This window comes from Candidatus Nomurabacteria bacterium, from assembly GCA_023898425.1.
In the GTDB taxonomy this organism is placed as follows: Bacteria; Patescibacteriota; Patescibacteriia; order 2-12-FULL-60-25; family 2-12-FULL-60-25; genus HK-STAS-PATE-2.
The window spans coordinates 885,805-910,010 of sequence record CP060222.1; the positions used below are offsets into that span (position 1 = coordinate 885,805).

Consider the following 24,206-nt stretch of genomic DNA (forward strand, 5'->3'; position numbering starts at 1 on the left):
ATCAATCCTCGCGATGACGCCAGTCGCAAACGAGATCTCGAAGAGCTTGTTATCTCGACGCATTTACCTGGGGCATTACTGAGAATCATAAAGCCGCATCATCAGTATGCAGCACGAAGAACTCCTTTCCTCGTCTATTTTGCGATGAAAAAAGCAATGAACCGTTTTAATCCAAAAAAGAATACGACATTTCTTACATACCTGCGTTTGTGGATGAGAAATGAGTTACAGAGAAATCGTACGGATGAAGAGTTTCGTCTCTACAGACAACCATTCGAAAGAAATGCTCTCTATCTAGCATGCAAATCCATCGATGCGCAGCTACACAATCATTGGGGACATACCCTCCATCACTGATATCCATCAGGAGGGTGTTCGTAGAAAAAACCCATTATTTGTAAATAAGCATGGCATCATCTCAATAAAAGGTCTTGCCGACCTCATCGCTGAGATGGAAATACCGATCATGTCCCTTCAGACAGAGCGGCACAATGAGTATGAATATCTGTCATCACATACGTCTCTAAGCCCTTCTTCAAGAGCGCTCATCCATGAGCTACATGCAAATGCAAAAGGCCTTTTGAAGACTATCTGTCATTTCTTGTCAGCCAACTTGGTTTTATGGAAGCCGATCTCTGCCTCGAATATCTTTTTATTGGAAAAAACCTACAAAGACGCAGGCTCAATACACCAGCTCTCAAGAGAGCGTGTACGTAAGATTATCTCGGTGCAAATACCCGAATGTTTTTCTGAACTGGGCTGGCATTCACCAAGCATTCTTTCTGAGCTCGCTGCAATCACTTTGCTCACGTATGAGTTTTGTGGAGATACACCCAGTCCAATCTTGGAACGGCTATCGAACCTAAACCACGAGCTCACCGAAGTAAGCCTTTTCGACGTTTACCGATAACGTAGACTATCTATCCGTCTTTCATCGATTGAGAGAAACCATAGCCAAAATAGACGGTATGAGCCTATCATCTTTAAGCGTAGCAAAAGCACTCCCTATCGCTCTGCCAAAGAGCGATACGAGATAGCGTGTCGCTCTCAAGATCTACCGTCACAACTGAAGACGACACAAGATCTGCTTCAAGCGCTTCGCGTGACGCAGCTTCATGACGAACCCCCAAGATCAACGACTTTTTCCATTTGGAAGAGAGACGTTATATCTTCTGTATTCTGATACGCATTCTCGAACGTCTATTGATGACCTTCTGAGCAAAGCGCATAGACAAGGCGACATCATCCTTTATCGTAACGCCATTCAAGGCGAGGCGATCAAGTTTTGGCCCTCTCCGGCATCTCCTGTTCTTGCGACCACAGAACACAAGCCTTCGGCAGATTCGGCCCTTTTCCTTTCCGGTAAGGTTAACGCCTCCTTCTAGGGTATTTCATCACCATCAGCGTCAACAACGTCTGATCGCCTAAAACTATTGCCCCATCTGCTTGATGGGGCTTTTCGTTGCCAGAATGCGCCAAGCGTACTACGCTATCTATAGTATGAAACGTTATTCATTTACAAAGCTCTTGCTTTCGCTTTCTGCGGTTGCCTTATTTGGTATTGGCTGCAATACAACAGCGCCCATTAAGACCCCTCCAGAAACAACAGCGGCGACACAAACAACATCCTCAACAGCAACAACAGCGACTCCTTCACCTACAGAAAATACTGTTGTGATCGATGACACTTGGGATTCTTATTCGAGTAAGTCAGGTTTTACTTTTCAATATCCAACAAAAGGACGCCTTACTCCAGAATGGTCCATTGATAATTTTGCCACCAACGATGCAAAGGTCTTGGATGGTTGTTATTTAGATGGATCTAGTGAACGAGATGGCTCTCGCACAAAGATAAAGATCGATAATACCGAGTTCTGTGTAACAAGAACGGCTGACCCAGGCGCAGGACAAGTTTACTATGCGGATAATTATGCTTTCGAGAACGGTCGAAGTATCACCGTCATCACTTTTGTAAAACATTTTGCCAATGGATCAAATTTTGAACGAGAAGCTTGCCACGGAAAAACAGTTGTTCCAGTTGGCGCAAATGATTGCGCCTTATTTGAAGAAGGTGACTATATCAATCTATTAGACTCTGTTATAAAAACATTTAGTAAAGAATAGTTCGTTCGTAAAAAAATCGATTGAATATCAAACGCGCTCGATAGCTTCGAGCGCGTTTATCGTTCAGATTATTTTTTGTTCATAGGTGAGATGAACGGTAATGGTTGAGATGGGTACATTATGAACCCTGTCTTCAGCATGGGGCGGATCAGCACGAAAGTCCGTAACAATACCGCCCGCCATATCAACGACCTTATGACCATAGATATTAAACGCATTTAGAAGCCAATGCTCTAATACATCAGGAATCCCACTAAAGGAGACTACGTGATATCCCGTGAGGACTTCTTTGTCACAGGATGACCGAAGTTAAACATCTGCACCATCAGCTTCGGCACAGCTTTTAATGCCGTTTCTGGTGAAGCGAGTTTAAGAAGGGCGCGATAGGCACCCGTCAGATCACGATTCGCCTGCCATTCGGTACGATGTTTGAGATACGTCTTAACCGGTTTTTTTGAAACACTGGCTTCAATAGGTAGGAGCATAGGCACCCACATCACGTCATACATGGCGCTATCCAAGAATCGCTGCGACATAAAGGCGTGAAGATCTGTGTCTACCGCTGAACCGCTTCTAGGAGTCTTGGATATCCTCCATCTACTTCGCTATCAAAATAGCTTCTTGTGCCTGTATACAGGGTGCCTTTGGCAAGAAAGTTCGAGGTCATACCAACTCCTTTCTAAGGTACTTTTTAGACGTTAGCGTCCATCAGCCTGATTGTCCATATAAAAAAAATACCCTGGCAAAAGCCAGGGTATTTTTATCTAATGTTCTATCTTAGAGATTTTGATCAATACTCTCTAAAAGTTTTTCTGCCTTGTGTTTACCACCGAGACCAAAGGCAATACCTCCTGCGAGGGAGAACATCACCACAATGCCGGACAATACGATTTGGATCAAGCTCGTAGCGATACCGAGCTGCACTAAAGCCGCCATCAAGGTAAAGATGACAATCGACCACTTAGCGAGACCAGAGAGAAAACCTGCAAAGCCTGAAGCGACTTTAGATGCTTCGACGCCTTTTTTTACAAGGTCTTGTACAAACTTACCTACAATCAAGCCTACACGGCTGGGATGATAATAGCCACAATGACATTAGGGATATAGAGCGCGATTTGCTGCAAGAAGTTGGTTACTTGCGTAAGCTCAAGCACATCTACAACGGCAATAAAGACAACGATGTTCAAGAACCATTTTACTACCCAAGAAACAAGACCAGAGAACGAAAACCCTAAACCATAAGATTCTAACTCTTTTTAACGCCGATCTTTTCTAAAGCATTATCAATCTTTGTGTATCTCAATACCGCTCGCACGGCTCTTGCCACAAGAGAAGCAATAAAAAGACCAATAAGTAATGCGAGTAGTGCGCCAATAATTTTTGGTGTATAGGAGATAAATTGGCTCATCATCCCTTGCCCGGATGCGGTAAGCGCTTCACTCCATGAGGTAAAATAGTTCATAGGTATGTGGTAAATTATTGTATTTAAATGAATTACTTACCTAACCTTAGCACAAAAAACAAAAAACGTCCTGTTTTAGGACGTTTTTTGGTGGTGGACCGTGTCGGATTCGAACCGACGACCCCCTGCTTGCAAAGCAGGTGCTCTAGCCAACTGAGCTAACAGCCCTTAACCAGATATACTTGTTCAAATCGATTGATAAGCACCAAATGTATCGTGGGCGCAATTTAACAGATAGCAAGAAACATTGCAATATCCTTGACGGTAAACCTATATTTTAGTAGCATTCTCGTCCCTCAAATACAGGTGTACCTTGTTTGCACAATCAACCTACCCCGTAGCACATTCTTCTGAAAACTCACCCGTCCGTTGCCTCTACTCAAAGGAGCTCAGCTCCCCAGTACAACGGGTCTATTTTTTCAAAACTGACACGGACGGCGTCTATCTCAGCTTTTCGCGATATCTCATCACACAGCCAAAGGAACAATGGCTGATACGTATCATTCGAGTTAAGCCAGATATTCACGTCATCGGGCGTTTTACTCTGGGCGTGAGTGATTTGAAGTTTGAAAACCAGATTAGCTTTAACTTGCCAATCTCAACGAACGGAATGCGCCAACATAAATGCTACCAGCTAGAAGGCGTATCGTTCATCGATTAGGATCTCACCCGCAGACACTCTCTGCGGGTTTGACATTTTTTGGTGTTTTTCACCAAAAGCACTATAATAGGTATACTATGATGAACAATTTACTTTGTAAGACAGACTGCCATGGCAAATGTCGCCAATGGGGTCTCCTTATTCTTCGCGTGGTTATTGGTGCGATTTTTATTTCGCATGGTTATGGCAAGCTAACTGGCTCGCCTTCACTTGAGATGTTCTCAGGCATGCTTGGTGGAATCGGCGTTCCGGCTCCAATGTTCTTTGCCTGGGTCGTTGCATTAACTGAATTTTTGGGTGGTATTGCTCTTGTGCTTGGTATCTTTGTTAAGCCAGCAGCATATCTATTGGCTTTTGTAATGTTTATCGCCCTCTGGAGAGTTAAAGGCTTTGCTATCTTCTCCAAAGGCGAAATTGATTTTGCCCTTCTTGGTGCAACACTCGCCATTGCTATGATGGGATCTGGTAAATTTGGTGTAGCTCATCGTGCTTGTGGTTGCTGCAAAGACGGTGTCTGCTCAGCAGAGAAAGCTGACGAAATGAAAAAGGCCTAAATTTAAAAACTATAAAAACACCTCCGGTTTTATCGGAGGTGTTTTTAGATATTACGTATTCTTTGAATCAAGGTGTACATCTTTTTTTGCAATGGTAAATCCCAGGTTCCTGCATACCGTACAAGTTCACCTCCCCAACCGGATTTAAAACGTGTGATACCTTTCCAACTTGGTTTATAGAAAAGGTCTTCTTCACTCTCTGGATTACATCCCCACAAGTCATACCAATGCTTCCCTTCTGACTTTGCTGCTTTGATAGCTTCAAGATGAAGCGCAAATGGAGCCATTACTTCTCGTTGCTCAGAAGACGAAGCTCCAAAAGATAGGTGATTGTATCTTCACTTACAGTCTCTATAGACGCTGCAAGCAATACCCCTTCTTTTTCTGCTAATCGTAAACGAATAAGCCCACTTGGCGCTAATTCTTGAAAGAGCTTTTTTACATAGCTGGAGCTTAGTGGCTTAAAGCCATCGCGTTTTGCTGTTTCTTCTTCTAGTTCTATGTAGCGATCAATATCTTGTGCGTTGCCTACACGCACCTTTACTCCGTGTCGCTCCGCAAGGCGGGCATTGTAGCGTGTTTTGCTATGCATTCCTGCAAGTAACTCTTCTTCTGTTTGTGTGAGATCTATAAGTCTAGTGACTGCCGGTTGATAAGAGCGTCTAGGTACTAAGCCCAACTCTTTGTAGTCTTCTTCGGGCATTCTTGGTTCGATACGTAAAAAAGTGGCATCGACAAAATAATCTCGTAATTGAGTGATTGCCTGTTTACATTGTTCTGATGTTGCACTCGTTAATTCAAAAGGACCATAAGGAAGCATCCAATAATTGAGTGCAAAAAATGTTGCTTGCTGTATTGCTTGTGCAGCAAATAACCTTGTTCCATCTTCATGTATAAAAACGATGCGTTTTACTTTTTTTCCTAATGATTCTTGAGCCTCTCCCCACTTCCAAGACCACAAAAACGATTGGTGCTCTTTTGGTAAAAGCGCCGTCCACTCTGATTCAGTAGCGATTTCTTTCCAGGGCATAGTTATTTTACGAGAAGCTTAAGAGCATAGCGTACTTTGTCTGATGGATCCGTGATGCTATCAGGAATATGCTTGCACACCTCTTTTGCTTGAGAGGCTGAGTAACCCAATCCAATAAGCGCTTGCGCAACTTCTTGATCGGCAGATGATTCATCTTCTTTAGAAACGAGCTGCCCTTTAAGCTCAAGAATAATTTTTTGCGCTGTTTTTGTTCCTACTCCAGGCACTGAAGTTAAAAAGGATAAGTTGCCTGCCATAATGGCCGTCTGCACCTGATCAGCAGAGCCGGTAGAAAGAATCGTGAGAGCCGCCTTTGGTCCAACGCCTGAGATACTTAATAGCTTCTCAAAAAGCTCAAGGTCACTTAAATGCAAAAAACCAAATAAGTCTCTTTGGTCCTCGCGAACATGGTCATGGATATAAAGAAAAGCGTTTTGCTTGCCCGAAAGATCAGAAGAAACCGTAGAGCTGATACGGATACGATATCCTACGCCGTTTACCTCAAGAATCATCCAATCGATGCTTTTTTCTATTATTTCTCCACGTAATGATCCGATCATATGCCCTGATGGTAAGGGGGAAACCCGTTTGGAGCAAGCATTGACCATTTCTTGTCACTCTCTTGCTCGTTTGAGAGACTACTTAAGGTTCCTTCACATACGAGGGAGAGAAAGAAGGTAATTGTGAGCAAAGAACAGCCAATAGGCAGTCTTATCGTTGTCGTAGGCAAGCGTGGCGCCGGCGTCTCAACCGAACTCTGCTATCTGTCGCATGCCATGAACGGAAGAGAATATTACACGGTTACAGCTACGGCTAAACCGATGAACAATCCTCACGTACCTAATGCGAACCATCAGAGCATCCCAGCAATGGGCCTTAACGGTGAGTCTGCTCCTCTCTGGAGTTTTCTCGAAGAGAATATGCATGGCAAACAAGTATGGCTGATCATTGACTCTGCCGAGTGCTTCAAGAACCAAGACGATGCTTTTGATACCATTAACGCCATTCGAGAAAAAGGGCACCATGTGCTTATCGGTGGTCTAGATGGCACGCTCCTTATTGAGAAGCTTGTCATGGTTGCTCAACACATCCACCCAAACAATGTCCGCATCGTGAGGCCTCTGTGCCTCAAGCATGGGCTCTTTCATGAGGCATGCTCATGAGCCAGCTTCGCCGTGGGCATCTTTCCGTTATCGCCGGCCCTATGGGCTCTGGCAAATCCATAAGAATGATTGAGGCTATCTCGCTGGCCAAGATACGCAAGCTACGTGTATGCGCCGTAAAACCCACTCTTGATACGAGAGATGGATCAACGATCAAAACACGCCTCGCTATTGAACCGATTCCCGCAATTGGGATATCTACGCCAGAAGATTTGCTTCTGGCGACACAAGAAGCTGATTTCGTCGCCATCGATGAAGCACAATTTCTCGATGCATCGATCCTTCCTGCCATTCAAGACCTTCTGAAAAGAGGTGTTGAAATCGTCGCCGGTGGTCTTGATACCGACTTCTTGGGCAGACCTTATGGCATCATGCCGCAGCTTCTGGCGATGGCAGACGATGTCACTAAGATGAAGGCCGTTTGCACACTATGCTCAAAAAAGCTTGCGACGCGTACAAACTTTACTTTTCACCCTCAGGGTGAGGATGAGTCATTCGAATTATTCGCTTATCGTCGTCAAAAACTAGAAGATTTTCTCAGCGGTAAGTCGCATGAGCTTGTTGGTGATATGGGCGCCTACGAACCCCGATGTCCTGATCACCACTTTTCTCCCTCCTTTTGATCAACCGCCCTACAAGAAACCCCACTCTCTCGAGTGGGGTTTGATCTATCTTTTTTATTCTTCGTCTGTCGTGACTTCTCCGTGCTCGACAAATGTTACCGAGCTTACGAGATCACCATCTTCTTTAAAGCGCATGAGACGGACACCTTGTGTGTCACGGCTAAGCTCAGGCACGGACTTGAACGGCGTTCGAACGACGATACCTTTTTTGGAGATCATCACGAGATCACGTTCATCCTCTTTGCTTGAGATATAAGCGTTTACAACACCACCCGTTTTTGCACTGACTTTTGCTGTACGAATACCAGATCCGCCACGGCCTTGTGCGCGATATTCGCTCACATCGGTGCGTTTACCCATACCGTTTTGTGTAATAACGAAGAGCGCGAGCTCACCTTTGTCTGCAAGCTTTGGATTAATGACATCCATTGCCACAACATAGTCTTTGCCTTTGAGAGTGATACCACGAACACCGGCGGCTGTGCGACCCATTGAGCGAACACCGTCTTCGTTAAAGCGAATACTTTGACCTTCGCGAGTAACGAGCGAGATATCATCCTTACCGCTTGATGGCTTTACCCAGACAAGCTCGTCTGATTCATGAAGTGTAATCGCGATAAGACCGGATCGTCTTACATTGGAGAATTCTTCGATACCAGATTTTTTAATTGTTCCTTGACGCGTGACCATCACAAGATGTTTTGAACCATCGATATCATCCATTGGCAAGGTGACGGTGACCTTTTCGCCTGGAGCAAGTTGCAAGAAGTTTACAATTGCTTGTCCTTTAGATGTACGTGTTGCTTGTGGTAACTCGTAGGCTTTAAGACGGAAGACGCGACCACGACTCGTAAAGAACATGATTTCGGTATGCGTATTTGTTGTAAACATGGTACGCACAGCATCTTCTTCTTTTGTGGCAACACCAACGATACCCTTACCGCCACGATGTTGAGCTTTAAATGTATCCGGAGGTAATCGCTTGATGTACCCATCGTCGGTAAGCATGATCAGACACTGTTCTTGTGGCACAAGATCCTCCATAGAAAACTCTCCAACAGGACCAGGGATGATGAGCGTACGACGTGCGTCACCAAACTTGTCGCGCAAGCCTTCGACTTCGGCTTTAATGATATTTAACATCTTTTTTACGGATGCAAGAATCGATTCAAGTTCATCAATAATTTTCTTTTTCTCTTCCCATTCTTGTTCAACTTTTAAACGCTCAAGGTTTGCGAGTTGTTGCAAACGCATATCGAGAATCGCTTGTGACTGGATTTCTGAAAGCTTAAACTTGGACATCAAATTTGATTTTGCCTCATCCTTGTCTTTGGATTTTTTAATCGTTGCGATGATTTCATCGATATGCAAAAGCGCAATACGCAAACCTTCTAAGATATGAATACGTTCTTTTGCGCGGTCAAGATCGTATTGCGTACGACGACGCACCACTTCTTTGCGATGAGAGATGTATTCTTCAAGAATGTGTTTAAGCGTCAAAATACGTGGCTGAATACCATCAATCAAACAAAGTGAGTTTACGTGAAACGCCTCTTGGAGCTGTGTAAACTTAAAGAGCTGATTGAGAACTTTCTTTGGATAGGAATCTTTTTTGAGATCAATCACCATGCGAATACCCTCTTTGTTGGATTCGTCACGAAGATCACGAATGCCTTCGATACGCTTTTCTGTCACAAGCTCAGCCATCTTTTCGAGAAGATTTGCTTTGTTTACTTGGTAAGGCAATTCACTCACGATAATTTGAAAATTACCTGCTTTTTCTTCTATAATTTCTGTTTTTGCACGCATGACGATACCGCCACGGCCTGTTGCATAGGCCTGCATGATGGCGTTTTTGTCATAAATAATACCACCGGTAGGAAAATCAGGACCAGGGATAATAGCAACAAGCTCTTCGATGGTGAGGTCGCCGTTTTCGATAAGCGCGATAATACCGTTACAAACCTCCGTAAGGTTATGTGGCGGAATATTCGTTGCCATACCTACAGCAATACCGAGTGTACCGTTTAAAACAAGATTAGGAAGTTTGCCCGGTAATACACGCGGCTCATCATGTGAACCGTCGTAGTTTGGACGAAAATCAACGGTATTTTTATCGATATCAAAAAGCATTTCTTCGGCAATCGGTGAGAGCTTGGCTTCTGTATAACGATAGGCAGCAGCAGAGTCACCATCTACCGAACCAAAGTTACCTTGACCACGCACAAGTGGATAGCGCAAAGAAAACTCTTGCACCATACGCACCATTGCTTCGTAAACCGATGAATCACCATGAGGGTGATACTTACCAAGCACGTCACCAACAACCGTTGCTGACTTACGAAACTTTGCGCTTGAACGCAAACCAGAGTTCCACATTGAGTAGAGAATGCGTCGATGAACCGGTTTTAAGCCATCACGGACATCTGGCAAAGCACGGTCAACAATAACGGACATGGCATAGTCCAAAAAGGCCGTCTTTACTTCGTCCACAAGTGGAGCGGATGTGACACCGTGTGGCAACTCTGCTGGTTGCTCGTTGTTGATTTCTTCTTCCATAGTTTTTTTACTGTTGAGTAGTGGTTGGTGACTCGTTGTTCTTTAGCTCTTTTGCTTGCTGTTGAAACAACTGAACGTCGGACTTAACGGATTCGGCAGTGTACCTAATGGTTTCTATCGCCGTATCTGGATTTGATGGTTGTGTTAACCATATCCCTCTGCCAAACGAGAGCAGCCAACCCGTCGTTACCATGAGTGTTGAGGCGGCGATCGCGATCACATAACCTAGGTGTGGTCCACGATCTTGATTGGCTCGAGCCGAGGCATGTGCACGAATGAGCTCGTGCTTTTCTTCGGGTGTAAGTATTTTTGGCTCAAGCGCATCAAAAACATTGCCACGCGCTTTTGGTTTTGAAGCGCGACGCTTTACGACAGATTTTTTTGGCGTCTTCTGTAATGTGCGTGGCATAGTCATGATTAAAACACGTTCACCTAAGGTTAAGCTCGTTCTAAGACGGTTACAACAAGGTCCTCTGATGGGAGATCCTTGCGACTAATCTTGAGCTTATTGGCATTGTTGCGCTCGCAGACAAGTTCTTTGCAGAAAGCATCTGCCGTACCAAGCTCTTCTTTGAGGCCATCTACATGATAGGCGAGTGGCACAACCATACGAGGCTCAACACGAGAGATGGTATCGACAGCTTGTTTTGCGCTCATACGATCTCCGCCACCAACAGGAAGGAGTAAAATATCAATATTTCCTAAAGCTTTTACCTCTTCATCATTTAATGTGCGATTGAGCTGCCCAATAAATCCTATGGACATCCCTTCAACCTCAAAACGATACATAAGATGAAAAGGATATTCGTCCCCTTCTGACTTAAGGGGCATCGCATAAGCAAAGAACCCGTTTACTTCATACTCACCTGGAGTATTGATGGTAAAAGGATCATTTTGAAATGCATCATTAGGAAAACGCGCTTCATCTTGATGAGTAAGCGCTACAATATCTGGAGTAAGTGTACGCGGAAAACGTAATCCGCTGTCATTTGCGTAAGGATCCGTTACAAGAACGGCGTCTTTACCGCCAAAGTTCGCTTCGATGCGAACGCATGAGAGTCCGTGCCAATAAATCTGCATAAGTAAGCCAAGTAATCAACCTTAGTGGTTAGAGACATTATAGCTTATTTACAGGCGAAAATCGAGTTTTCCGTCAAGGGTTAAGCTACTGTGATATACTTAGATCCTATCTATGGAAAATCCCTTTGCAATAGCTCCTATTCTTCCAAAAGCTGAGGTAGAAAGCTGGCAACCCCCCGTTATCCCGCGTCATGAATTTCGCGTCGAGTATGTACGATCTTCGGGTCCTGGTGGACAAAAAGTAAATAAAACATCAAGTGCAGTATTCTTACGCTGGCCAATAAAGCTATCGCAAGCGCTTACGGATGAACAAAAAGACCTCCTTATGGAGAACTTAAAAAATCGCATCAATGATGCGGGTGAGCTTGTATTAAAAGTTCAAGAATTACGCTCACAAAAGCAAAATCTCGAGCGAGCTATTGAAATAGTCCAAGAGCTTGTAGAAAAATCCCTTAAACCGCAAATCGAGCGCAAAGCGACCAAACCGAGCAGAGGGGCAAAAGAGCGCCGTTTAGACGAAAAAAGCAAGAAAGGTGCAATAAAAATGAATCGAAAGTATCAGCCAGGGCGTGACGACTAAAGTAAGTATTTAAATATTGACAAAATCCGTATTTCCTGTAGTATACGGGCTGTCTTGTAACTTCATTAACCCTTGAGGTGATCGTGCAAAGCGCCCTGACAGAAGAAGATTCTGCCACAGTAGAAAAACTGACCTGGATCTATAATCAAACCTATCCGCGTCTCCGCAAGGTGCGCGAAATCGTCACACTAGATATGGATGCACAAATTAGCATCCCGCTTTCTGTAGATACAGATGGCTACGGCACAGCCTATATGATCTATGGACTTCTGAAGTATCTCAAGTGCCCTGATATCCTTTTTTGCCTTACCATCGCAAACGCAAAGCACAGAAGAATTCCACTAGATGCAGAGTGGTTCATTAGATCGATAGAAGAAGATCATCCAAATGAACTAACTCGCTATTATGAAAAATACGCTTCCTGACCCGCTCAACATAATGAGCGGGTTTATTTTTTAACCAAGTAGTTGCTTGATATTAAACTGTGTATCCAAAATCTCTTTGGCTGTAGCATCTTTCGTTTCTTGAACCGGATTATTGTTCGCGTTTTCCCATGCTGCAGGCAATGCAATGGATAGGATACGTGCCGCCTCTGCCTTTAGGGGCGAATTTGCGTTCATCATAAGTCTCTTTAACTCTATCAACAATTGACTACGACTCATGCCTTTCACATTCTCAGTCATGTGGTCACCGTGATGACCCAAGATAATCGTCTTTGTAAGTATGCGTGCATGTATCTCTAGCTCCCAACTTTGTTGTTGTGCTGCTAATGCGCCTATTCGTTTTAATAATGCATCACCTTCTTTTGCTGTTGTCTCTTCGCTGACGAATTTATCCATGATCTTTTCATCAATAAAAATTGTCGTATTAATCAAAGGTACCTTGCCCTCTTTGGGATTATCAAGATATTCTCCAGGTTTTTTAGAGCCAACGTCATACCAATACGCCTTAGCAAAATCTCCTTCAGCCGTTCTCCTTAGACCACGTTTAAGCTTACTAAGATACTCGTCACGATTTGTTGTTGCATCAACACCAACTAAAGCACCTTCGCGGTCATTATCCTCTACTGTGTAGATTAATAAACCGTCTGCGCCATTTACGGTATCGTCGATATCGCAGGAGCCGTAGGGAAATACGCTACCGTCCGCCACATCATAACGTCCATTGAGCGCACCATCTGCTGAAAACACTTCTAATATAGCAAATTCAAGTTGCCTTGGCCCTTCCTTTTTTTTGAGACTAAATCCAACCTTTTTATTTGTATGGTATTTTCTTTCTTCTTGATCAATAGTGATGCGACCTCCTGTATCATCTTGTTTCCAAGGAATCGTTCTATTCGCTATCCACCAGCGCATTATATCCATCTGCTTTTCACGAGAAGGAATTTGCTCATCTTTTTCTGGGCCTCTCTTTGCTGGTTTTTCAGCAGCTTGTGGATCTTTTGGTTTACCTGCTCTTTTGACCACGCTTCCTTGAGTGGCAGCTGATTCTCCTCCTTTTCTTGTTCTTTTGATGACGCTACCGCCTGATCCTTTTGGTTCATCATCGATTTTTCGATCCATTAACATGCCTCGCTCTAATGGGTTTTTCATAATTAAACATATAATACCATACTCCCTTTGTACTTGCCGTTTCGCTGCCATGAAATCCTTGTGTAAATATTTATGTAAACACGATACTTGACATATATACCGTATTATGCTAACTATAGCTGGCGAGATTCACCAACCACCCGAATCTCAAGGAGTTCCATGGAAAAGATTACCGTGTCCGAGGTCCCGAGTCTGAAGAGCGTCCTTACGGCTTTTGGCCGTAACGGCGAGGCGCGTAAGCGCTATCAGAAGGAGCGGCAGCGGTTTATCCGCGAGCTCCGTCAGAACGGTCTCTTTCTCCCGAATGCGATGGCAGACAATGCCCCGCTCGAAGAGATCCAGCGCTGGGCATCCGCTCAGCTGGACCAGCCCGCCGTCGTGGCTCGCCTGCAGAGGTGGCACGACAACGAGGCGCTCTGGAAGGAGATCCTCCTCGTTCTGAAGAGGGTTCACACCCTCGAAGACGAGGCCGGCCACAAGCGGACGCGAGTCCACGGCGGTCGAGAGTCGGAGCGCAAACAGCTCGAAAAAGCGAAGGCGTTCTTGCTCAACCGTGAGCGCACCCTCAAGGGGGCTTACGGGTTTCGCACCAAGCTCGGCGCCCTGCTGAATAAGCAGGAGACCGTATTGGCGGCGGAGTAGGCGTATGGGTTGTGGGTCCCCAAAATGACCCACGCATCGTTCAAACCAAACAAAAAAACCAAAACAAGAGGATAAAGTGAAACAGCAAACAGAAACGAATCTCCGTTCTTTGGCAATGTTCTTGGTGAAGTTGGAGCGCAACGATGCGATCTCTAGCTTGGCCGTGATGCTCACCCTGAGCGCCGTAAGCCTAGCGGCTTATGCGCTAACGGGCGACCACTCCTTCAAGGGTGTGTCGCTGGTACTGGGTGGCCTCGGTTGCTACCTCTTCTGGTACAAAAACCTGAAGCTGGACTACCGAGACGAGTGCGAGAGCAAGGCATCGCCTCGCTACAGCCGGTATCTACCGGTTCTCGCGGTTGGTGTCGTGGCGGCTTACTTTGGGGTAACCCTTTTGAGCCACCTTGGCACCGATCATCTCTTCACCACCTTCACGAAGCTGGCGCATCTTGTGCCGGCTTCTTTTATATCTAAAAAATTTGATTCCCTATTCTCTTGATTTCATTGTTGAACCAGCGATCGCGATAGCAAGTGCATCCGCTGCATCATCTGGTTTTGGAATATCGTCCAATTTTAATATACGTTTTACCATTTCTTGTATCTGATCTTTTTTTGCTCCACCATACCCTGCGGCAGCTTGTTTGATTTGATTTGGTGTTAACTCGATCATTGGAATACCCGCATCTGCAATCGCAAGCAAAATCACTCCTCTCCCCATTCCAACATTGATTGCTGTTTTCGCATTGCTCGAAAAAAACAATTTTTCTACAACAACAAGATCAGGTTTTGCTTTTTCGATAATACGCTTTACTCCGTCACGCGTTTCTTGAAGACGTTGAGTAAAATCATCTTTTGATGAGGTTTGAATACAGCCATGACCAATCCAGCGAAACTCATTTTTTATCACATCAATAACGCCCCAACCCGTTCGGTCAAATCCTGGATCTATTCCGAGAATGCGCATACTACTGTTAAGGCTAGTGGATGAATGATTTATGGTCAACGAAGCGCTGCTCTTGGCAAGGATTTTTTGATAGACTAAAGTCTTGTCACATCTTTGGAGAAAGGAGGTTTTATCGGAACTTACCAGCACTCTGGACATGACCAATGTCGAAAGAAATGGTTTCTACGCCCAGTGGCGCATTGCGTCGGTGGTGCCTAGCGATATTTCAAAAGCGTCAGAGCGCGTTCCGAAGAGCAGGATGTAGATACTTCCAGCACATAATCGAAGTCTTACGGTAACACGTGAGACACGTTGAAAAAAATAAGGGGACTCCCCCTCTGGTCACGTGGATACTCTCCCGTGACCACTTTTATTTCATAGAGGGTTATTCTCAGCAAGTAACAAAAAACACCCCCAAAGGGGTGTTTTTTATTAAGAAGATTATGCTTCTTCTTTTATTTCTTCTTTTTCTTTTTCAACTTTTGTTTCTGGGTCTGCGATATCCTCTTCAGGAGCAGCAACCGGTTCTGGTTCATCACCAGAAAGATCTGCGCCGAAGCCAGTACCTGCAGGTGTTAAACGACCGATAATCACATTTTCTTTTAGACCTTCGAGATGATCGACTTTACCATTTACGGCTGCGTCGATCAGCACGCGAGCTGTTTCCATAAAGGATGCAGCTGACAAGAAGGACTCGGTAGAAAGTGCCACCTTGGTAATACCCATAAACAATGGGCGGAACGTTGCTGTTGTGCCTTTGCCAAGTTCGAGAAGACGTTTGTTCTCGGTTTCAACACGATAGCGATCAACAATTTGCCCTGGTAGGAGCTCGGTGTCACCAGCGTCTTTAACAAGCACACGCAAGAACATTTGACGGATGATCACTTCAATATGCTTTGCATTTAGTTTCTGACCTTGTGATGCATAGATCGCGAGAACCTCTTTAAGAAGGTAACGCATGACCGCATCTTGGTTACGAAGTCTAAAGAGCTCTTGAAGATCAAATTGACCTTCGGTAAGCACATCACCCATAGCAACTTCTTGCCCATCTTTTACGTATAGCGTGTATCCAGAAGGGATTTCTGCCTCCCAAGCATTAATCGCTTGGTAAACAAAACGTAATTTATTTTTAACGATCGACACCACACCCTTGTTTGGAGCTGTGATTTCTTCGCCGTCAGCTTTGACGATAAGTACGGCTCCTTCTTTTACGCTTTGTCCATCTTCTACTTTTACCGTGTCGCGCTTAAGGAAGGCGTGAACCTGTTCTGTCTCGGCCATATGGTCGATAACAAGTGTACGTGTAGCAGAAGCGTTATCAACGAGGCGATCGCCCTTTGCGGTGCGTAACTCGCGTTTTTCGCCTTCAACAATACGTACCTTACCTGCGACTTCAGCCAAGATCGCTTTGCGCTTAGGGATACGTGCTTCGAACAATTCTTCAACACGTGGAAGACCTTGCGTAATATCAGCAGCAGCGACACCACCAGAGTGGAACGTACGCATTGTAAGCTGAGTACCAGGCTCACCAATGGATTGAGCAGCAACGATACCAACAGCTGTGCCAAGTTTTACCATTTGGTTATAAGCAAGATCGTAACCGTAACAGTTCTGACAAAGACCGCGTTTAAGCTTACACGTCATCACTGAACGCACGTTTGCTTCAAGAATTTCTTTGCCTTGTAACTCTTTGACGTGATCCTCGACAATAAGTGTGCCTTTTTTGAGGAGGACTTTTTTGTCTGCGTCTTTGAGATCCTTAAGCAAGATACGACCAAGCAAACGCGTAAGCATTGGCTCACCGATTTCTTCACATTCTTCGTGTGTAATAATAACACCTTCGGTATCACCACATTCTTCTGCGTTAATAATGACATCTTGCGCCACATCAACGAGACGACGGGTAAGGTAACCAGCGTTTGCCGTACGAAGAGCCGTATCCGTAAGACCCTTACGTGTACCGTGAGACGAAATAAAGTACTCAAGCACATCTAGACCTTCGCGGAACGATGAACGAATAGGAAGCTCGATAATGTCACCAGCTGGGTTTGAAACAAGACCTTTCATACCTACCACGTTGGTAAGCTGAGAAGCTGAACCACGAGCACCGGAGTCCATCATGGCAAACACAGCTCCTTCTTTATCAAGCGAGTCTTTTGACATGCGCTGCAACTGATCTTTTACATCTGACCAAATACGAATGATTTGGTTATAGCGTTCTTTTCTCGTAAGAAGACCTTCTTTGTACTGATCTTCGATTTCTTCGACTTTGTCATCACCGCGTTGTAAGATTTCTTGCTTTGGTAAAGCAGGGAGTTCACCCATACCGTACGAGAAACCAGATTTCGTGATGTACAAGAAACCCATCGATTTCACTTCGTCCAAGAAACGCGCAGTACGCTCGAAGCCACGAAGTTCAATGGTGCGATGCACAATTTCACTCAATTGCTTTGTACCGATAACTTCGTTTCTAAAACCAATTTCTTTTGGAAAGAGTTCGTTTAAGAGAACGCGACCGATATTTGTTTCGATGATTGGCTCACCTTGTCTTACGCGTACCTTAATGGTTTCGCGAATATAAAGTTTACCGGTATTGAAGAGATATTTTGCTTCTTCTACTGAGCCAAACATCTTCATCTTTCCGTCTACCGGAGGAAGAGATGTTGTCATGTAGTACGTACCCCAAGCGATATCCTTATCAGGTTTTGCTACAGGCTGACCGGTAGCAGGTTTAAGAAGGTTCTTGGTCGAAAGCATGAGATTCTTTGCCTCCCAACGCGCTTCTTCGGTAAGTGGAATATGAACAGCCATTTGATCACCATCGAAATCGGCGTTAAAGGCAGGACATACCATCGGATGGATTTGAATCGCTTTACCTTCGATAAGCTTTGGCTGGAAGCCTTGAATACCAAGACGATGAAGCGTTGGTGCACGGTTCAAGAGCACAACAGCATCTTCGGCAATTTTTTCGAGAATATCCCAAACTTCTGCGTGATCGGCTTCGATGTAGCGGTTTGCTGAACGAATATTGTGAACGAGTTCACGATTAATCAATTCAGAAATGATAAATGGCTTGAAGAGCTCGAGTGCCATGGTCTTAGGAAGACCACATTGGTGCAATTCGAGATTCGGACCAACGACGATAACTGAACGACCAGAGTAATCGATACGCTTACCGAGCAAGTTTTGACGGAAGCGACCTTGCTTACCCTTCAAAATATCTGCTAGGGATTTAAGCTGACGCTTTTTACCTGTTGGGGCTGTAACCGCTTTTGCAGAACGTGCACTATTATCAATGAGTGAATCTACAGACTCTTGTAACATGCGTTTTTCGTTACGCACGATAACTTCTGGAGCATTCAATTCGAGTAAACGCTTAAGACGGTTATTGCGATTAATAACACGACGATAAAGATCATTGAGATCTGAGGTCGCAAAGCGTCCACCGTCGAGAGCCACCATCGGACGTAGGTCTGGTGGGATCACTGGTAAGACCTTTAAGACCATCCAGGATGGATCAATTTGATTTTGTACGAGTGATTTCAAAAGCTTCAAACGACGCGTAAGTTTATCGTGTTTTGCTTCTGATGCATCTTTAAGTGCTTCGCTGAGATTAGCAACAGTTGCCTGAAGATCAATGGAGCTCAAAAGCGCATTAACAGCTTCTGAACCGATTTTTGCTTCAAAAACATGACCGTACTTTAGCGAAAGTTCGTGATATTCGGTTTCTGTAAGAATCTTAAGAGGTTTAAGATCTTTGAGCTCTTTATCGGCGATATCAAAGTCCGCATCAAGTTCTTCGAGACGGCGCGTTTGTTCTTCTTGCGCTTTGTCCATCTCTTTGTTCAATTTTCCAGCATCCCAGCTTTGCTCGGTTGCTTGCTTTTGAAGACGTTCGCGATTACGTTCGCCTTCTGATTCGATGCCTTTGCGTTTGCCTTTATACTCGGCGCGTACCATTTCTACTGTTTGCTCACGAAGAGTTTCGTCAACAGCCGTGATAATGAATACAGTGAAGTAAATCACTTTTTCGAGTGATTGAATGGACATGTCGAGCACCATACCGATTTTGGATGGCACAGAACGCAAGAACCAAATATGTGTAACAGGCGCTGCAAGCTCAATGTGACCCATACGTTCGCGACGAACGAGTGAGTGCGTGACTTCAACGCCACATTTGTCACAAATAATGCCTTTGTAACGAATCTTCTTATACTTACCACAATAACACTCCCAGTCTTTTGACGGACCGAAAATTTCTTCAGCAAAGAGACCGCTCTTTTCTGGTTTTTGTGTGCGGTAGTTAATGGTCTCCGGTTTGGTGACTTCACCATAAGACCAGCCGCGAATCACCTCAGGAGAGGCGACGCGCAAGCGGATAGAATCAAAGTCCGTGGACTTGATATGTTCCGTGTGGAAATAGGCCATACGTTTTTTTGGTCGATTAGGGTGAGTTAGAATTCAGCTGGAGGCGCAGCATCCCAATTTTCTTCTTCATTTGCTGCTGGCGTTGGACGTGTGCGGAAGTGCTCTGGTTTTGGCGAGCTGTCTTCGAGACGTTCACCGTTTTTAAGCAATTCGACATCAAGACCTAAGCCCTTCAACTCACGAACGAGAACGTTAAAGGATTCTGGCACATTCACCTTTTTAATTGGCTCACCTTTGATAATTGCTTCGTAGGCTTTTGAACGTCCAGGCACATCATCAGATTTAATCGTCAAAATTTCTTGAAGCGTATGTGCAGCACCGTAGGCTTCGAGCGCCCACACTTCCATTTCACCAAAGCGCTGACCACCAAATTGCGCCTTACCACCAAGAGGTTGTTGCGTAATCAATGAGTATGGACCGATAGAACGTTGGTGAATCTTGTCTTCAACCATATGGTTGAGTTTCAACATATAGACCATACCAACCGTTGGATCATGATCATATTTTTCACCGGTACGACCATCATAAAGAGGGATTTGACCGTCTTCTGGGAAGCCGGCGCGAACAAGCTCTTCACGAATCGTTTCTTCTGGAACACCGTCAAACACTGGCGTTGCCACCATATATCCGAGAGCATTTGCTGCTAGACCAAGATGCGTTTCGAGCACCTGACCCAAGTTCATACGAGAAACAACACCAAGCGGCGAAAGAATAATGTCGACAGGAGTACCGTCCTCAAGGAAAGGCATATCTTCGACCTTAACGATACGAGAGATAACACCCTTGTTACCGTGACGACCTGCGAGCTTATCACCAACTTGAATCTTACGAAGATCTGCAACCGAGACAACGATTTGTCGTAAAACACCTGGCTGCAATTTGTCACCGTTATCGCGTGAGAAGACTTTTACATCAACCACTTTGCCTTTTTCGCCGTGCTCAAGATACATAGAAGAATCGCGAACATCGCGTGCCTTCTCACCAAAAATAGCACGAAGAAGTTTTTCTTCTGCAGATAGATCCGTCTCACCCTTTGGCGTGATTTTACCAACAAGAATATCACCGGATTTTACTTCTGCACCGACGCGCACAATACCGTGCTCGTCTAAGTGGCGGAATTTTTCTTCTGAAACGTTTGGAATATCAGACGTCACAACTTCTTCGCCAAGCTTTGTATCACGTACGTCTAAGGTGTGATGCTCAATGTGGATCGAGGTAAAACGATCTTCATGAACAAGACGCTCAGACAAAATAATAGCATCTTCATAGTTATAACCATCCCATGACAAGAACGTCACGAGAAGATTTTGACCAAGAGCGAGCTCACCATGTTGTACGGATGTACCATCAGCGAGAACTTCACCAGCATAAATCTTTTGTCCTTTGTTTACCGTCGGACGGAAGTTTAAACACGTGGAGTGGTTAGAGCGTTGGAACTTTGCGAGTTCATAACGACGAATAGCGCCGTCCTCACCCTGCAATTCAACCAAGTTACCCGAGACACCAACAATCAAACCATCGACAGGAGCGATGATGGCATGACCTGCATCAATAGCCACACGTCGTTCGACACCCGTACCAACAATTGGAGCATCAGGCTTGATACAAGGAACCGCCTGACGTTGCATGTTTGTACCCATGAGAGCGCGGTGACCATCATCATGTTCAACAAACGGAATGAGTGACGTACCAACTGAAAGAATATGCTTGGATGAAACATCAACATAATCAATCTCGTGAACATCAACAATCGTAGGCTCGCCGTTTTTACGCGCAGGCGTACGTTCGTGCATAAACTTACCATTCTTATCGATAGCTGTTGTTGCAGGTGCTGTTGTACCGCGTTCTTCTGTGAACGCGTTCAAGTAAATAATTTCACTTGTTACGGTAGGCACCACTGGCAATTTATCAATCGAAACTTTTGTGAGTTTTTCTGCAAGTTTCTTGTCGACTTCTTCCCCTGCTTTTGCCACTTTTTTGCCTTCGCCGTCATTAATGTCAACGCGCAATACTTCGCCGATAGCATCTTTACCGTCATTTTTTGCCCAGTTTTTTACAAGACGGTATGGCGCTTCGATAAAGCCATATTCGTTGATACGCGAATAACTCGCCATGTGACCTACGAGACCGATGTTTGGACCTTCAGGTGAAGCGATCGGACAAATACGGCCATAGTGAGTGCGATGCACATCACGAACATCAAAGCCCGCACGTTCACGCGTAAGACCACCAGGACCCATCGCGGACAAACGACGCTTATGCTCAAGTTCCGCAAGTGGATTTGTTTGCTCCATGAATTGCGAAAGCTGTGAACTCATGAAGAATTCGCGAATCGCACCAATCACCGGACGTGCATTAATCAACTTTGCTGGGTTGATATCGTTCATGTCCATGGTGGACATACGATCTTTGACGATACGCTCCATACGAGCAAGACCAATGCGGAAACGACTTTGAACAAGCTCACCTACCGCACGCACACGACGATTACCCAAGTGATCAATATCATCGGCTTCGTCTTGTGAGACATTGAGCTGAATCAATTCGCGCAACAAAGCAATTACGTCTTCTTTTGAAAGAATGCGGTTTTCTTCTTTTGCAACAAAGTCATGCTCAGCATTGGCATTAAAGCGCTTGTTGAATTTGTAACGACCTACTGCAGACAAATCATAACGATCGAAGTTAAAGAACATCGAGTGAATGAGTTGTTTTGCATTTTCTGCCGTTGCGAGATCACCAGGTCTGATACGTTTGTAGACTTCGATATACCCTTCTTCTTCGCTAGAAGAAACGTCTTTTGCCAAGGTAGAATCAACGTATTTGTTTAATGGATGGATATCAACATCTTGAAGAGCCTCGCGGATCTGCTCATCTGAACCCAAACCAAAAGCACGCAAAAGCGCTGTTGCTGCAACTTTACGTTTACGATCGATTTTTACCCAAAGCACATTGTTTGCATCGGTCTCAAATTCGAGCCAAGCACCACGTGAAGGGATAATTTTTGCACCATAGTAACGACGGCTATGCATGGTCTCAGCGGTGAAAAAGACACCGGCGGAGCGCACAAGCTGTGTGATCACCACACGTTCGATACCGTTCACGATAAAGGTACCGCGATCGGTCATGAGAGGAAGATCTCCAAGGTATACCTCGGATTCCTTTTCAAAATTAGAACGCTTATTTGTAAGACGAAGTTTTACACGGATAGGAGCCTCGTAGTTAACGTGTTTCTCCTTAGATGTTTTCTCGTCAAACTTTGGTTCGTCGAAATAATAATCAACGAAGGACAATTCGAGATCACGACCGATAAAATCTTTTATCGGTGAGATTTCTTTAAATAAGTCGCGGATACCTTCTTCAAGGAACCAACGATAGGAGGTTTTTTGCACCTCAATCAAATCTGGCAAGGCCATGGCATCGCGTGCCGCCGTAAAATAACGGCGATCGCGGTCCTTTGGCTCTTGTCGCTTAAACGACATCGCTTGTGACATGGGGCGATGAAAAATTTAACGAATTTGCTTACTACAGTGGGGCCGTCGAAAAAAGACAAAGCCGCCAGTGCTGACGGACGTCACTGTAAAATAGAGCAAACCGTATCTTCTGATTTAGGTGAAATCACACCGGAAAGCAGCCAAAATATCAAAACGCCTCCCAACGGGGAAAGGTTGGGAGGATTCTCGATTAAAAGTTGGTGTATAGCATTGCAGTGAAAGGGGATCAATCTTTCACGAAAGCCGTGACAGGAGTCTGCGCAGACACCTGTCAAGCCGCGTGGTTTCGTGCGGATATTAACAAGAAAGAACCGTCAAGTCAAGCGAATGGTTATAACGAACCTTTTTGTCAATTTTGGCTGTAGAAAGTCAAAATTGTGCTTTTTCACTATAGAAATAAAAGCGATTATCCACAGAGTCATTACAGGACCCTTTATTAACGATCGAGTCGTGTTATAGGATGAATAGTGACAACACGTATGTTGACAATAATACTGTTTTAGTATATATTATGCAGGCACATTTCTCATTTTCGGCGAATTGCCAGAAAGAAGGTCCCGTGGAGGAATTGATCATGAAGAACGGTGTGTGGAAGCACAAGCCCCCGACCGAGAAGATCCCCAAGCAGACCATCCGGCATCACGCCACCTTCCGTCGACTGGATATCTGGGAGACCCGTGAAAACGAACGCAACGCGTTCAACGGAGATTCGGCCGAACTTCAGCGGAAAATGATCCGCTTGGAAGATCAGCTCGAGGCTGGATACATGGACGAAGAGTCCATCCTCAAGGCGCTCGAGCGCATCACTCGTGAGATCAAAGATCTGATCAACGAGGGCAATCGGATCCTCTCGAACCAGAGAGGCTACCTTGGTCTCGCGCTGGAACTGGATACCATCTACATCCAACTCCAGACATGGAAGACCTGGATCAAGCCCCTGAAACGCCAACTGCGCAAGCAGAAGGCCACGGTCTTCATCATGAAGATGAAAAAGGCAGAACGCGACCTCGACGTGTTCGACCCCACTCACGCCCCGCAGATGTGGCGCGCCAAGCTGATGCTTCCGCGCAAGCCGGGTCGCTGCGGGTACAAGAGCGCGCACTACTTCATCCCGGGCAAGCACAAGCACACCCGGGTTGAGCGGTCCTTCGTCGAAGAAAGCCGCTACGGCAAGAAGGGCCAGCGCTACAGCGCGGCTCGCAAAGAGCGCGAAGACGAGCGCATGACGCTCATCAGCCAAATGGCCTAGCACTTTTCAACACTGCTGAATCCCC

The 24,206-nt window shown here is 45.1% G+C and carries 25 protein-coding genes and 1 tRNA gene; 12 read left to right on the top strand and 14 right to left on the bottom strand.

Annotated features, from left to right (window positions below):
- The first annotated feature begins 313 nt into the window (after positions 1-313).
- The 3 genes from H6759_04935 to H6759_04945 all read left to right on the top strand — a co-directional run bounded on the left by H6759_04935 (position 314) and on the right by H6759_04945 (position 2,124).
- Positions 314-910 (top strand): hypothetical protein, encoded by a 597-nt coding sequence (locus tag H6759_04935; GenBank protein ID USN52331.1) that lies wholly within the window; start codon positions 314-316, stop codon positions 908-910.
- 205 nt (positions 911-1,115) lie between these two features.
- Positions 1,116-1,385 carry a hypothetical protein gene (locus H6759_04940; GenBank protein ID USN52332.1) on the top strand — a complete coding sequence of 90 codons (270 nt, stop codon included), beginning with the start codon at positions 1,116-1,118 and terminating at the stop codon, positions 1,383-1,385.
- Positions 1,386-1,500: 115 nt separating this feature from the next.
- Complete coding sequence (locus H6759_04945; protein USN52333.1) at positions 1,501-2,124, top strand: hypothetical protein; 624 nt, start codon at positions 1,501-1,503, stop codon at positions 2,122-2,124.
- A 263-nt stretch (positions 2,125-2,387) separates the two neighbouring features.
- Here H6759_04945 and H6759_04950 read toward each other — a convergent pair whose 3' ends face one another.
- The 4 genes from H6759_04950 to H6759_04965 form a co-directional block, all read right to left on the bottom strand.
- Positions 2,388-2,660: a hypothetical protein gene (locus tag H6759_04950; protein ID USN52334.1), complete on the bottom strand. Its 273-nt coding sequence runs from the start codon at positions 2,658-2,660 to the stop codon at positions 2,388-2,390.
- 241 nt (positions 2,661-2,901) lie between these two features.
- On the bottom strand, positions 2,902-3,183 hold the full coding sequence (locus H6759_04955) for a hypothetical protein (protein ID USN52335.1): 282 nt from the start codon (positions 3,181-3,183) through the stop codon (positions 2,902-2,904).
- Between the two features lie 187 nt (positions 3,184-3,370).
- Positions 3,371-3,586: a hypothetical protein gene (locus H6759_04960; GenBank protein USN52336.1), complete on the bottom strand. Its 216-nt coding sequence runs from the start codon at positions 3,584-3,586 to the stop codon at positions 3,371-3,373.
- Positions 3,587-3,677: 91 nt separating this feature from the next.
- A tRNA-Ala gene (locus H6759_04965) sits at positions 3,678-3,754 on the bottom strand.
- Between the two features lie 570 nt (positions 3,755-4,324).
- Between H6759_04965 and H6759_04970 the strand changes: the two genes are divergently transcribed.
- Positions 4,325-4,801, top strand: coding sequence for a DoxX family protein (locus H6759_04970; GenBank protein USN52337.1), 477 nt, complete (start codon positions 4,325-4,327; stop codon positions 4,799-4,801).
- 44 nt (positions 4,802-4,845) lie between these two features.
- Here the strand turns inward: H6759_04970 and H6759_04975 are convergent, their stop codons facing one another.
- The 3 genes from H6759_04975 to ruvA are packed head-to-tail and all read right to left on the bottom strand — an operon-like array spanning position 4,846 to position 6,391.
- Entirely contained in the window at positions 4,846-5,088 is a 243-nt protein-coding gene (locus tag H6759_04975; GenBank protein USN52338.1) for a peptidoglycan bridge formation glycyltransferase FemA/FemB family protein, read from the bottom strand.
- The gene (locus H6759_04980; GenBank protein ID USN52339.1) at positions 5,088-5,831 is read right to left on the bottom strand and encodes a peptidoglycan bridge formation glycyltransferase FemA/FemB family protein; all 744 of its coding nucleotides are present in this window, start codon (positions 5,829-5,831) and stop codon (positions 5,088-5,090) included. Before H6759_04980 ends, H6759_04975 begins: the two co-directional genes overlap by 1 nt.
- Before the next feature lie 2 nt (positions 5,832-5,833).
- Positions 5,834-6,391, bottom strand: a complete 558-nt coding sequence (gene ruvA, locus H6759_04985; GenBank protein USN52340.1) for a Holliday junction branch migration protein RuvA — start codon at positions 6,389-6,391, stop codon at positions 5,834-5,836.
- 123 nt (positions 6,392-6,514) lie between these two features.
- On the opposite strand from ruvA, the gene H6759_04990 reads away from it, so the two are divergent.
- Together H6759_04990 and H6759_04995 are read left to right on the top strand one after the other, a co-directional pair.
- Complete coding sequence (locus H6759_04990; GenBank protein ID USN52341.1) at positions 6,515-6,994, top strand: hypothetical protein; 480 nt, start codon at positions 6,515-6,517, stop codon at positions 6,992-6,994.
- On the top strand, positions 6,991-7,617 hold the full coding sequence (locus tag H6759_04995) for a hypothetical protein (protein ID USN52342.1): 627 nt from the start codon (positions 6,991-6,993) through the stop codon (positions 7,615-7,617). Before H6759_04990 ends, H6759_04995 begins: the two co-directional genes overlap by 4 nt.
- A gap of 54 nt (positions 7,618-7,671) precedes the next feature.
- Here the strand turns inward: H6759_04995 and gyrA are convergent, their stop codons facing one another.
- From gyrA to H6759_05010, 3 genes are read right to left on the bottom strand one after another with little or no spacing between them, the layout of a single operon-like run.
- Positions 7,672-10,176, bottom strand: a complete 2,505-nt coding sequence (gyrA, locus tag H6759_05000; GenBank protein USN52343.1) for a DNA gyrase subunit A — start codon at positions 10,174-10,176, stop codon at positions 7,672-7,674.
- 7 nt (positions 10,177-10,183) lie between these two features.
- Entirely contained in the window at positions 10,184-10,585 is a 402-nt protein-coding gene (locus tag H6759_05005) for a hypothetical protein (protein ID USN52344.1), read from the bottom strand.
- Between the two features lie 29 nt (positions 10,586-10,614).
- Positions 10,615-11,256, bottom strand: coding sequence for an MBL fold metallo-hydrolase (locus H6759_05010; GenBank protein USN52345.1), 642 nt, complete (start codon positions 11,254-11,256; stop codon positions 10,615-10,617).
- 112 nt (positions 11,257-11,368) lie between these two features.
- Here H6759_05010 and arfB point away from each other — a divergent pair, with 112 nt between their 5' ends.
- Positions 11,369-11,836 carry an aminoacyl-tRNA hydrolase gene (gene arfB, locus H6759_05015; GenBank protein ID USN52346.1) on the top strand — a complete coding sequence of 156 codons (468 nt, stop codon included), beginning with the start codon at positions 11,369-11,371 and terminating at the stop codon, positions 11,834-11,836.
- An 83-nt stretch (positions 11,837-11,919) separates the two neighbouring features.
- Positions 11,920-12,261, top strand: a complete 342-nt coding sequence (locus H6759_05020) for a hypothetical protein (protein ID USN52347.1) — start codon at positions 11,920-11,922, stop codon at positions 12,259-12,261.
- Positions 12,262-12,291: 30 nt separating this feature from the next.
- Here H6759_05020 and H6759_05025 read toward each other — a convergent pair whose 3' ends face one another.
- Positions 12,292-13,428 (bottom strand): hypothetical protein, encoded by a 1,137-nt coding sequence (locus H6759_05025; GenBank protein USN52348.1) that lies wholly within the window; start codon positions 13,426-13,428, stop codon positions 12,292-12,294.
- A gap of 159 nt (positions 13,429-13,587) precedes the next feature.
- Between H6759_05025 and H6759_05030 the strand changes: the two genes are divergently transcribed.
- Together H6759_05030 and H6759_05035 are read left to right on the top strand one after the other, a co-directional pair.
- Entirely contained in the window at positions 13,588-14,070 is a 483-nt protein-coding gene (locus tag H6759_05030) for a hypothetical protein (protein USN52349.1), read from the top strand.
- Positions 14,071-14,146: 76 nt separating this feature from the next.
- Positions 14,147-14,569 (top strand): hypothetical protein, encoded by a 423-nt coding sequence (locus H6759_05035; GenBank protein USN52350.1) that lies wholly within the window; start codon positions 14,147-14,149, stop codon positions 14,567-14,569.
- Here the strand turns inward: H6759_05035 and ruvC are convergent.
- From ruvC to H6759_05050, 3 genes are all read right to left on the bottom strand, one after another.
- Positions 14,558-15,034: a crossover junction endodeoxyribonuclease RuvC gene (gene ruvC / locus H6759_05040; GenBank protein ID USN52351.1), complete on the bottom strand. Its 477-nt coding sequence runs from the start codon at positions 15,032-15,034 to the stop codon at positions 14,558-14,560. The genes H6759_05035 and ruvC overlap by 12 nt on opposite strands.
- A 420-nt stretch (positions 15,035-15,454) precedes the next feature.
- Entirely contained in the window at positions 15,455-19,441 is a 3,987-nt protein-coding gene (gene rpoC / locus H6759_05045) for a DNA-directed RNA polymerase subunit beta' (GenBank protein USN52352.1), read from the bottom strand.
- 26 nt (positions 19,442-19,467) lie between these two features.
- Positions 19,468-22,854 (bottom strand): DNA-directed RNA polymerase subunit beta, encoded by a 3,387-nt coding sequence (locus H6759_05050; protein USN53046.1) that lies wholly within the window; start codon positions 22,852-22,854, stop codon positions 19,468-19,470.
- A gap of 84 nt (positions 22,855-22,938) precedes the next feature.
- Between H6759_05050 and H6759_05055 the strand changes: the two genes are divergently transcribed.
- Positions 22,939-23,151 (top strand): hypothetical protein, encoded by a 213-nt coding sequence (locus H6759_05055; GenBank protein ID USN52353.1) that lies wholly within the window; start codon positions 22,939-22,941, stop codon positions 23,149-23,151.
- A gap of 340 nt (positions 23,152-23,491) precedes the next feature.
- Complete coding sequence (locus H6759_05060) at positions 23,492-24,181, top strand: hypothetical protein (GenBank protein ID USN52354.1); 690 nt, start codon at positions 23,492-23,494, stop codon at positions 24,179-24,181.
- Positions 24,182-24,206: the final 25 nt, after the last annotated feature.